Origin of the sequence: Micropruina sp., from assembly GCF_027492755.1 — a bacterium.
Lineage (GTDB): Bacteria > Actinomycetota > Actinomycetes > Propionibacteriales > Propionibacteriaceae > Micropruina.
Map to the genome: position 1 here is coordinate 2,496 of NZ_JAPUED010000099.1, position 11,441 is coordinate 13,936.

The following is an 11,441-nucleotide window of genomic DNA, read 5'->3' on the forward strand; positions in this document are numbered from 1 at the left end:
AACACCGCTGTGCGCGACGCCCGGCGGCGTTCCGTCCCCCAACGGACCTGCCTGCCGGTACGTCGCGCACCATGCGTTCCCCCCGATGAAGTCACACCGCCGGATCAGCCCCCCGACCTTCCGGGATCAGCGACTTCAACCACCATGAGTGGCTGGGCCGCGGCCTGATACAACGGGCCGGAGAGAATTTCTCTGATTCCTCAGCCGCGTAGCCACACCGTGGTGTCGGACGGCAATTTCCGGTCGGCGTCCAGGGCGCCGGAGGCCAGCAGTACCTCGCCGGCGGGAAGCCCCACCGGCTCGCTGCCGAGGTTCGTCCAGCACTGGAACCGGACGCCGTCGGCGTCCGCTCCCCGCGCGAACGCCAGCACGTTCTCGCCGCCGTCCAGCCATTCCAGGCTGCCGTCGCCGAGTTCGCCCAGCTCGCGACGCAGCTTCAGCGCCGCACGGTACAGCTCCAGCGTGGAGCCCGGGACGCCGTCCTGGGCGTCCGCGGCGAACGGGGCCCAGTCGCTCGGCTGCGGCAGCCAGGGCGCCGCCGCACCGTCGGGGGAGAAGCCGAAGGACTCACCGGCGGCGGTCCAGGGCAGCGGCACCCGGCAGCCGTCGCGGCCCTTGTCGGTACCGCCGGACTGGAACCAGACCGGATCCTGCAACGCCTCGGCGGGAATGTCCTCGGCCTCGGGCAGGCCCAGCTCTTCGCCCTGGTAGACGTAGGCGCCGCCGGGCAGCGCGAACATCAGCAGCGCCGCCGCCCGAGCCCGCCGGCCACCCAGCGCCAGATCGGCCGGCCGGCCCTGGTAGTGCACCAGATTGCGGGCCATCGGATCGAGGCCGTGCTGGTCACGGGCATACCGCGACACCGGACGGCAGACGTCGTGGTTGCCGAGCACCCAGGTCGGCGGGGCACTGACCGCGGCGTGCGAGGCGATGGTGGCGTCGATCACCCGGCGCAGCTCTCCGGGCAGCCAGGGCGCCATCAGGAAGTCGAAGTTGAACGCGGTGTGCAGCTCGTCCGGACGCAGGTAGGCGGCCAGCCGGTGGGCCCGGCCCACCCAGATCTCGCCGCAGAACGCGCGCGACGGACGGTACTCGTCGGCCACCCGGCGCCACTCGCGGAAGATCTCGTGCACGCCCGGCTGATCCCAGTGCGGATGGTCGTGCTCGGCATCCTCGGGCAGCGGGAACTCCAGGCCGTCCAGGTCGGGCAGCTCCCAGTCCTTGGCCATGCCGTGCGCCACGTCGATGCGGAAGCCGTCCACGCCCCGGTCGAACCAGAACCGCAGGGTCTGCTCGAACTCGGCCCGGACGCCCGGGTGCCGCCAGTCGACGTCGGGCTGGCCCGGGGCGAACAGGTGCAGGTACCACTGCCCGTCGGCCACCCTGGTCCAGGCCGGGCCGCCGAAGTTGCTCTGCCAGTCGTTGGGCGGCAGTTCGCCGGAGGAGCCGCTGCCCTCGCGGAAGATGTACAGCTCGCGCTCGGGCGAGCCGGGGCCGGCGGCCAGCGCCGCCCGGAACAGCGCGTGCTGGTCGGAGGTGTGATTCGGGACGATGTCGATGATCACCTTGATGCCGGCGGCGTGCGCCTCGGCGACCAGCGCGTCCGCCTCGGCCAGGGTGCCGAAGACCGGCTCGATGTCGCGATAGTCACTGACGTCGTAGCCGGCGTCGACCATCGGCGACGGATACCAAGGGCTGATCCAGATCGCGTCGACGCCCAGCGCGGCCAGGTGGGGCAGCTTCGCCCTGATGCCCGCGACATCGCCCACGCCGTCACCGTTGGCGTCGGCGAAGCTGCGCGGATAGATCTGATACACCACCGCGTGCCGCCACCAGTCGTCGCGTGCGTTGCGCCCGTCCATGAATCTCCCTACTGGATTGCCTTTACCGGTATAGTTTCTGTACCGATAAAGATAGTCGCGGGTGGGAGTGAAGGCAAACCCGGCACCCGAGGCGGAAGGAGCCCATGTCACGCGTCACGTTGCAGTCCATCGCCGACCGGGTCGGGGTCAGCCGGATGACCGTCTCCAACGCCTTCTCCCGGCCCGATCAGCTGTCCGCCGAGCTGCGGGCCAGCATCCTCGCGGTGGCCGAGGAGCTCGGCTATCGCGGTCCCGACCCGGCCGCCCGCTCGCTGGCCACCGGCACCAGCGGCGCCATCGGGGTGCTGTGGACCGAGCCGTTGCGGCTGGCTCTCTCCGACGCGGTCACCGCCCGGTTCCTGGGCGCGGTGGCCGACGAGCTGAGCGCCGACGGACTCGCACTCACCATGCTGCCGCCGACCGTTCCCGCCCACGACGTGGCGATGGACGGCGCGATCGCCTACTCCTGCGCGGCGGACGCCGCGCCGGTGGAATGGCTGCGCCGCCGCGGCGTCCCGATCGTCGCGGTCGACATGACCTGGGCGGACGCCGGCGTGCGGGTGACCATCGACGACCGGGGTGGCGCCCGGCGCGCCGCCGCGCACCTGGTCGAGTGGGGTCACCGGCAGGTGGCGGTGCTCACCCCGCAACCCGGCGGCGAACGGCTGGCCGGCTGGCTGGAAGGGCTGGCCGGGATCAAACCCGTGGTCGGCTTCGTCGACATCTTCGGCGACAACCGGACGGCGATCCTCGACCTGCTGCGCCGGCGCAGGCCGACCGCGGTGCTGTGCGCGTCCGACCTGGTGGCCGCCCAGGTGCTCGCCGTCGCCGGCGAACTCGGCCTGGGGGTGCCTGAGGAGCTGTCGGTGGTGGGCTTCGATGACCATCCGGTGGCGGCCGGGCTGGGGCTGACCACCGTCCGGCAGGACCCGGACGCCAAGGGCCGGGCCGCGGCGCAGGCGATCCGGCAGTTGCTGGCGCGACGAACCGATCCGGACGCCGTCGCGCCGTCCGATGTCGAACTGCCGGTCGAGCTGGTGGTGCGGCAGAGCACCGGGCCCGCTCCGGCCGGTGAGGGAACGCCTGGGTAGCATGCGGCCATGAGCGCAACCCAGTCGGCGAAGAAGCCGCGAGTCTGGGTGATCGCCCTGATCGTGCTGGCCATGGCCGCCGGAGGCGGCTTCCTGATCTGGCGCACCGCCACCGACCCGGTGCCGGGCGCCAGGAACGCGGCCCGGCGAGCCGCGGACGCCCTCGCCGCCCGCACCATCGCCGACGGCTCGTTCGGCTCCACCGTCGGGCCGGTCGAAACCGAGGACCTGACCGCCACCCTGCGCGGCATGGGCGAGATACGGCCCACCATCGAGGTCCTCGACGTCCAGGTGGCCGACGACCAGCGCGAGGCTACCGCCCGGCTGCGCGCCGAATGGGTGATCCACGACGGCAAGCCGGCTTGGGTGCAGGACGCCTTCCTGCGGCTGGTGCACGGTCCCGACGGCTGGACCGGGGTCTGGCAGCGCGACCTGATCGCCTCCGGCCTGGAGGACGGCGACCGGCTGCGCGCCGTCCGGCTGGCGCCCGAGCGTGGCGAGATCGTGGGTGCCGACGACGAGCGGCTGGTCTGGAACCAGGACGCCAAGCGGATCGGCCTGGACAAGACACTGGTCGCACCCGACGTGCAGCCGAAGTCGGCGGCGGCCTTGGCGAAGGCGGTCGGCATCGACGTCGACGGCTACGTCGCCAAGGTGGCCGGCTACGGCCCGAAGGCTTACGTGGAGGCCACCGTGATCCGCGCGGTGGGGCAGGACGAGTGGCGCATGCTGGACGCCGCCCGCCGAGTCGAAGGCGTGCGCATCCTGGACGCCGAGCGTCCGCTGGCCCGGACCAGCACCTTCGCCCGGCAGCTGCTCGGCACCGTGGGGGAGGCCACCGACGACGCCATCCGGGCCGGACAGGGGGCGGTTCGCGCCGGTGACCTGGTCGGCCTGAGCGGCCTGCAGCGGGCTTACAACCAGCAGCTGATGGGCGTCACCGGATTCGTCGTCCAGGCCTATCCGGACGGCCATCCGGAGGACCCCAGGGAGCTGTTCCGGGTGCCCGCGGTCGCCGGACAGCCGCTGAAGATCACCCTGGACGCCGGCCTGCAGCGCCGTGCTGAAGCGCTGCTGACCCGCTCGTCCGGGCGGGCCGCGGTGGTCATCGTGCGCCCCTCGGACGGCGCCGTGCTGGCCCTGGCCAGCAAGCCGGGGGACACCACCGCGACCACCCAGCGGGTGTATCCGGCCGATTTCGCCCCGGTCAGCGCTATCGCCGGCCCTGGCGGGGCCGCCGAGGCGATCGAGGCGCTCGGCCTGACCGGCCGGTTCGGGTTGGGCGTCGACATCTTCGGCGCCAGCACCGACGACGGCCCGCTGCGGCTGTCGCCGTTCGCGATGGCGATGGCCACCGCGTCGGTGGCCCGCGGTTCCACCATCGCGCCCTGGCTGCTGGCGGACGCCAAGCCGGCCGCGCCGGCGTCCGGGATCAGCCCGGAGCAGGCCGAGGCGGCCCGCCGGGAACTGCGTGAGCGGGCCTCCCGCGGGGCGCTGAAGCCGCTGTCGAAGATGCCCGGGGCGCCGGTGCTGGCCGACAGCGACGGCAGCCTGTGGACGGCGGCCGCCCGCGGCGACCTGGTCGCCGTGACCTATGACTCGGGCAAGGCATCGGTGGCACAGATGCAACGGCTGCTGACGGGCATCGGCTGATCGCACTTCCTAGACTGGCCGCATGCGTCGCCTCGGTTGCCTGTTCGCCCTGACTCTGCTCGGTGCGTGTTCGATGACGCCGCCGTCCGGCCCGGCGGGCCAACCGAGCACACCGAGCCCGCAGCAGACCCGGTTCCAGACCGCGCCGCCGCTGCCGACTGCGCCGTCCGGGACGCCGACCGAACTGCCGTCACAGAAGCTGGCTGCGATCGAGTCCGACCTGCGCGGCCGCGGAGTGGCCGCCGCACCGACGGTGGTCAGCGCCGAGAATGTGCGGTTCAACGACGGCTCGCTGGGCTGTCCGCAGCCCGGCGTCCAGTACACCCAAGCTCAGGTCGACGGCATGCGGGTGATCGTTGAGGCCGGCGGGAAGCGCTACGACTACCGCTTCGGCCAGGGCGACGTGCCCCGGTTGTGCGAGCGAGCCGTCCCGGGTGCGCTGCGCAGCAGCACCCGCTGAGCCTGCCGAACGCACCGACGCCCCCGGGAGATCCCGGGGGCGTCGGTGGTGGTCGGTACCGGTCAGAACCGCGGCGTCGGCAGCAGCAGCGCCTCGTCCTTCCCGGCCTTGTTGTCGAGCACGACGATCATCGTGCCCAGCGGCTTCTGCCGAGCGACCGCGGCGGGGTCGACGGCCAGCTGGACGGTGGTGCTGCCGTTGACCTTGACGGTCTCGTAGTCACCGTTCGGGATCGAAGGCGTGGACAGGTTGAAGTCGGCCCAGTTGAGCATCTCGTCGCCGTAGGCGTTGTCGACGATCGAGAGCGACGACACCGCGTACGAGAACGTCTTGCTGTCGGCCGTCAGGCCCAGCGAGCTAGCCTCCACCGGCAGCAGGATGGTGCTGCTGTCGGTCGGTGCCGTGGCCAGGTACCCTGCACTGCTCAGCGCGTCCTTGGCGACGTCGTAGACGAACACCTCGCTCAGCCCGTTCGGGTCGCCGGCCCGGACCTGCCCAGAGTCGGCGCTGAACACGATGAAGTCCGTGTCGCCGTCCCGGTCGACGTCGATCTCCACGTCGTACTCATTGGCGGCGGCATTGGAGTACCGCGTCCAGCTGTTGATCGCGAAGACCAGCAGGCTGTCGTCACCGTCCTGCAGCGCTTGGATGCCGGCGGCCCGCAGGTCGATGCCGCCGGGGGTCTTCGACGGCTGATCCTGCTTGTCGCTCTGGCCCCAGGTGTAGAAGTCGGCCGAGGTGCTCAGTGCGCCCTTACGGTTGGTGAGCGTGACCTCCAGAGTCCGGGTCGCCGGTGCGTCGCTGGGCTTCGTGGTCTCGGTCGTCTTGCCGTTGACCTTGACCGTGGTGGAGTTCGGCGACTGCTGCGCCTTGAGCACCTTCTGGCTGGCGGCCACCTTGGCCTGCGCCCGCGGCACCATTAGGTACGGCACCCGCAACGTCCCGTTGCCACCCGTGCTGGTGATCTTCACGTTGCCCGACACCTCGTGGAAGCTGAACTGATCGTCGGCACCGAGGGCGTTGCCCAGGCTGGATGCCTTGGCCCGCAGGGTCACCTTGACGGTCTTGCTCTTCTTGGCACCCACGGTCACCTTCTTGGGGCTGAACGTCACCGACGCCGAGCTCGACTGCTTGGTCTTCTCGTTGTAGAGCCGGAAGGTGACCTTCTTGGAACCCTTGTTGACCAGCGTCAGCCTCTTGGTCGCCTGGAAGGTCGAGGTGGGCTCGGTGAAGCCGTAGCTCAGCGTCGCCTCGTAGCCTTTCCCGGCCCGGCTGGAGTAGGTGTCACCGTAGGCGTAGACCTTGGTGTTCACGGCCTGCTTGGTGTCGATCAGGCCGCCGCCCAGGGTGAGCCGGTAGCCGGCCACCTTCGACGGATCGGAGGTGCTGACCAGCGTCGAGGCGATCTCGCGGGCCTTCCAGCTCTTGTGCGCCTGGCGGGTCAGGGCAGCGACGCCCGCGACATGCGGGGACGCCATCGACGTGCCCGAGAGCACCGCCGAATCGCTGCCTGTGCCGACGCCGACCGAGCTGATGCTGACACCGGGAGCGGAGACCGCCGGACGCAGGCCGCTGTCACCGTTGCGCGGGCCGCCGGAGGAGAACGAGGCGTAGGCACGGTAGCCGGGGTTCGTCAGCGTGCTGGCGGCCAGCGTCAGCTTCTTGCCATCGGCCTGCTTGAGGGCGGCACCGTCGGTGCTCCGCACGCCGAGGAACGGAATCGTCACGGTGTACTCGTCACCGTTGTCCGGGTTGGACAGGATCTGACCCTCGTAGGGCGGGTAGCTCGGGTCGGAGTTCACCATCACCACCGCGTCCGCGCCGGCCTGTTGGCCGAAGATGGCCTTGGCGACACGGGCGCAGCTGCCGCGCTGGATAACGGCGATCTGACCCGATCCCGCTTTCACGCCGGCCTGGGTGAAGGATTCCTTCGAGCAGCCCAGGGACTCATCGACGTCGGTGGTCCCCGGATCGTCGTTGACGTAGACGACCTTGAGCGAGTCGCTGGGGATGTCGGCACCGTTGGCGTTGATCGCCGCAATGGTGCTGCCGTCCAGCTTCAGCGAGGCGCCGGGGAAGCTCTTCGTGGAGTCGACGGCGGCGACGCTGACCACGCCGCGTCCGGCACCGGGCGAGCCGGTCAGGTACGGGTTCGGTCCGCTGTTGCCGGCGGAAGCGACCACGACGACGCCGGCCGCCACCGCGTTCTGCGCGGCGATCGAATCGGCATCGTCGGCGGTGCCGTAGGTGGAACCCAGCGACATGTTGATCACGTCCATGCGGTTCTTCACGGCCCAGTCGATGGCCTCGACCACCACGTCGGTCGAGCCCTCGCAACCGAACACCTTCAGCGCGTACAGGTCGACCTTTGGCGCCACACCCGGGCCGATCTTGAACTTCTTGTTCGGGGTGCTGCTGTCGTAGGGGCCGGTGTAGGCGGTGCCGTCGGCGTTCACGCCGCCGCCGCCGGTGGTGCCGGCCACGTGGCTGCCGTGACCGTTGCAGTCCAGCGGGTTGGCGTCCGGATGCGGGACGGGCTGGTAGTCGTCACTGCTCGGATCGGCGTTGTAGTCGTCACCGACGAAGTCGTAGCCGCCCTTGACCCGCGGCGCCTTCTTGCCGAACCACGCCGGGTTCGGGGTGTTGCTCGCCTTCGCCTGTTCGAACGCTTCGACCGTGCCCGGGCCGCGGAAGTCGGCGTGGGTGTAGTCGATGCCGGTGTCGATGATGGCGGCCTTGACGCCCTCACCGCGGTACTTGCTCTTCTGCCACACCTGCGGCACGCCGAGGAACGGCACGCTCACCGCGTTCTCGATCCTGTAGGTGCGTGCCGCGGTCACCGACTTCACGCCGGGCAGGGCCGCCACGGCCTTGATCTGCTTGCGCGGCAGGGTGACCCGCATGCCGTTGTAGGCGGACTGCATCTGGGACTGGACCTTGCCGCCGCGGGCCTGGATCTGCCGCTTGACGTCGTCCTGGGACTTCTTCAACCTGGACCGGATCTCGGCCGCATGGGTTGTGGAGAGCGGTTTGCCGGCCTGCGCCTGGGCAACCGCGACCGGGTCGCCGGACAGTTCCACCATCACGGTGACTTTGGCGTCAGGGTTGGCCGCCGCCGGTCGGAACTGCGTGCCGACAAGGGACTTTTTCGGGGAGTCGTCGAACCGGTCGACGCCGGTTTCGGCGTAGGCGACGGTCGGGACCGTGAGGGCGAGTGCGCCCGTGACGATCAGGAGTTTCCGGCGTAGCAAGATCTGCCCAGCCTTTCTGAAAAGCGGATTGCGAGCCGTGACAAAGGGAGTGGCTCTTGGCGAGCAGGCTACGGAGGGCTCCCGGGCGAGTCAACGGTGCTAAGGGGTGTAGCGCTGCCCGCCGAGTGCGTCGCGGGTGGCGGCTCAACCGTTCTGCGCCGCATCGTCCGGCCGTTCGATTCGCAACTCCATGCCCGCCGCGATGTGGCTCAGCCCGCGATGGTTGCGGGAACGGATGGCGAACACCACTGTGGCCAGCGCAAGCAGTTGGCCCGGCAGCGCCGTCCCGATCAGGTCGCTGGTGAGGACGAGGTAGCCACCGACACCGGCGGCGAGTTTGATCCACCGGCTGCGGGTACGGGCACCGTCGGCGGCGACCGGTTCGAGGCGGACGACGTCCTCGCCGACGGTCTGGCCGCGGCCCAGCACCCACCAGGCTTCGACGAGCAGCGGGACGCCGGTGAGCAGCAGTTGATCGACCCAACCGGGCAGTTCGTCGAACTGCCACTGCAGCACGCCCAGCGCGATCACCCGCCACCCGATGGTGAGGCTGACGCCGACGCCGGTGATGACCAGGAGATCGACCAGCATCCCGGTCCAGCGGCGTCCGAGACTGACCTGCGTGACCGGCGGTGCGGGACGCCGGCGCTGCAGCAGGTGCAGGGTCGGCAGCGCCAGCAGCGAGCCGGCCAGCGCGCCGGCGGTGTTCAGGATCAGGTCGTCGACGTCGAAGGTCCGGTAGGCGCAGTGGTACAGCCCCCAGATGCCGGTGCGCTGGGTGAACTCGATCGCCAGCGAGACGGCCAGCCCGATCAGTGTCGCGGTGACCACCCCACGTCGGGTGAGGGTGCGCAGGAAGAAGCCCAGCGGCAGGAACAGCACGATGTTGAAGGCGGCCTGCAGGAAGGCCCGGTTCGCCAGCGGGCTGCGTCCGTCCGCGGCGATGTCGGCGACGAAGGCGAACGGGGTGAAGTTGGCTCCCACGCAGCGGAAGTCGTCATTCTCCGGAATGGGGACCAGGGTGTAGGTCCACAGTGCCATCGAGTACATCGCCACCAGCAGCAGCACGACCAGGTCGAGCAACCGCAGCCGTCCGGCGGCGCGATAGCGGTGCGCCGCGACCGGGACGAAGGCGACGACCGCGAGCGCGGCACCGAGGAAGACGGCGAGCCAGGTGCTGGGGCCGAACTCGCTCAGCACGACGGCCTCCTTCGGGTGGGGACGGGACGGGTCAGTGTAGGCGTCCGGGTCGGGACGGGCCAGAGTGACGGCGCGGGAACGCGTGCGCCTGATTGCTGCCGCATGGTGCAATGGAGGCTCCCGGACGCCGATCCGCCCCCGTGCCACCAGAGGGAGCCCATGAAGCACGCCAGTGACAGCTACGCCCAGCAGACCCGCCGACTGGCCTCCGAGGTGCAGCGCCGGCGCGACTGGGCCGGCGGTGACCCGGCCCGGATGGGTGCCGTCGCCGACGCCCTGGTGGAACTGACCGCGCACCGGCTGGCCGGCCACGGCTGGGCCGAGGCGGCGTCCGGTGTGCAGGAGGCGGTGACGCTGTCGGCGAAGGTGCTGGCGCAGCACGGTCCGGTCGGGCCCTACACGCCGCGCGTGGACGCCGTCCGATCGGTCACGGCGCTGGTCCAGCTGGCGATGATCCAGTCGGCGGCCGGCCTGCACGCCCAGGCCGGGCAGGCATTGGCCGCGGCATTCGGGCTGCGTGAGCAGCTCAGCCGGCTCGATCTCGACGCCGCACTGGAGCCGCGAACCGTCGCCTGGGCTCTGCTGGTCTGGGCCCGGGTGGGTCTCGCCGCCGACGAGGTGGCCGCGGCGAACGCGCGTGCCGACGCCGCGGTCGCGGTGGGCGCCGACGACGGCGAGTTCGCCGCCATCGATGTCGACCGGGTCGCATCGGACGCCCGTTGGGCGGCCGGCTGGGCCGAGCCTGCCGTGGAGTACGCGCTGCGGGCCGTCGAGCGTTACGAGCAGCACGCGCTGGAGGCGCTCGAGTCGCCCGCGCAGTTGCCGCCGGCGTTGCTGGAACGGCTCAGCGAGCCGCTGTTCGGCCTGTACAGCGATGCCGCCGACCGGGTGCTGGCGGTGGGCGCACCCGGGCTGGGGCTGACCCTGCGGCGACGACTGGTCGACCTGCTCGGCACGCTCGCCGTCCGGAAGCCGGAGGCCCAGCAACTGCTGGTGGTCGCATTGACCGACCTGGCCGACGACCTGCGTGGGCTGGGCCGCGCCGCCGAGGCCGACGACCTGGCCGAGCTGGCGGCGTCCGTCACGGGTGATTCCGACGACGAAACGCCGCCCCGCCGCGAGCGCACCCGGCTCGGTGGGCGGGTCTCCTGGACGCCGTTGCCGCCCGAGGAGGCATTCGGCGTCCAGACCGGCGCGCAGGGTGAGCCGTCCGGACGCCTCGCGGCGTTGCGCGGTCCGGCTCATCAGGCGGAGGAGAACAGGAGGGTCGAGGCGGAGGCTGAACTGGCCCGCCGGGCCCGCGAGGCCGAGGACGAGGCGGCCCGGCTGGCCGCCGAGGCCGAGCGGCAGCGGACGGAGCAGCAGCGACTGGCCGCTGAGCAGGCGGAACGGGAAGCCCAGGAGGCGGCCGAGGCCGCCGAGCAGGAACGGCTGGAACGGCAGCGCAAGCGCGCTGAACGGATCGCCGAGCACGAACGCCAGCTGGAGCGGGAACGGGCCGAGGCCGAGGCCGCGTTGCGCGCCCGGGTCAGCGACGAGACCGACGAGGAGCGCGCCGAGCGCGAGGAGTTGGAGCGGTTGGCGGCCGAACTCGCCGCCCTCGAGACCGCCGAGGAGATCGCCGAGGTCGAGGCCGAACGCGAGGCGGTCGAAGACGCCGAGCTGGCCACCGTCGACGAGGAGCAGTCCGAACAGGAAGCCCTCGCCGAGGCCGAACGCCTCGCCGCCGAGGAAGCCGAGCGTGAACGCCGTGCCGCCGAGGAAGCCGAGCGTGTGGAGCGCGAGCGCCTCGCAGCGGAAGAGGCCGAGCGACTCCGGTTGGTCGAGCTTGTCGAGACCCGGCGTCGCGAAGAGGAGGAGGCCGAGCGCCGGCGGTTGGCGGAGCAGGAGCGGCTCTCTGCTGAACAGGCGGAGCAGGCTGAAC

General features: G+C 71.2%; 7 protein-coding genes. 4 read left to right on the top strand and 3 right to left on the bottom strand.

Translation table 11 applies throughout. From position 1 onward, the window contains the following. Positions 1-200: 200 nt before the first annotated feature. Positions 201-1,862: a glycoside hydrolase family 13 protein gene (locus tag Q0066_RS06810; RefSeq protein ID WP_298131400.1), complete on the bottom strand. Its 1,662-nt coding sequence runs from the start codon at positions 1,860-1,862 to the stop codon at positions 201-203. Between the two features lie 104 nt (positions 1,863-1,966). Between Q0066_RS06810 and Q0066_RS06815 the strand changes: the two genes are divergently transcribed. The 3 genes from Q0066_RS06815 to Q0066_RS06825 are packed head-to-tail and all read left to right on the top strand — an operon-like array spanning position 1,967 to position 5,066. Continuing rightward, the gene (locus Q0066_RS06815) at positions 1,967-2,953 is read left to right on the top strand and encodes a LacI family DNA-binding transcriptional regulator (protein WP_298131401.1); all 987 of its coding nucleotides are present in this window, start codon (positions 1,967-1,969) and stop codon (positions 2,951-2,953) included. A 9-nt stretch (positions 2,954-2,962) separates the two neighbouring features. Continuing rightward, positions 2,963-4,606: a hypothetical protein gene (locus Q0066_RS06820; protein ID WP_298131404.1), complete on the top strand. Its 1,644-nt coding sequence runs from the start codon at positions 2,963-2,965 to the stop codon at positions 4,604-4,606. A gap of 22 nt (positions 4,607-4,628) precedes the next feature. Beyond that, a complete protein-coding gene (locus tag Q0066_RS06825; RefSeq protein WP_298131407.1) occupies positions 4,629-5,066 on the top strand; it encodes a hypothetical protein in 438 nt (145 codons plus the stop codon). Positions 5,067-5,128: 62 nt separating this feature from the next. Here Q0066_RS06825 and Q0066_RS06830 read toward each other — a convergent pair whose 3' ends face one another. Both Q0066_RS06830 and Q0066_RS06835 read right to left on the bottom strand, forming a co-directional pair. Continuing rightward, positions 5,129-8,317, bottom strand: coding sequence for a S8 family serine peptidase (locus Q0066_RS06830; RefSeq protein WP_298131409.1), 3,189 nt, complete (start codon positions 8,315-8,317; stop codon positions 5,129-5,131). 144 nt (positions 8,318-8,461) lie between these two features. Beyond that, positions 8,462-9,517, bottom strand: a complete 1,056-nt coding sequence (locus Q0066_RS06835) for a VanZ family protein (protein ID WP_298131411.1) — start codon at positions 9,515-9,517, stop codon at positions 8,462-8,464. Positions 9,518-9,676: 159 nt separating this feature from the next. Here Q0066_RS06835 and Q0066_RS06840 point away from each other — a divergent pair. Then, the coding region (locus Q0066_RS06840) for a hypothetical protein (RefSeq protein ID WP_298131414.1) at positions 9,677-11,441 on the top strand (1,765 nt) is incomplete at its 3' end.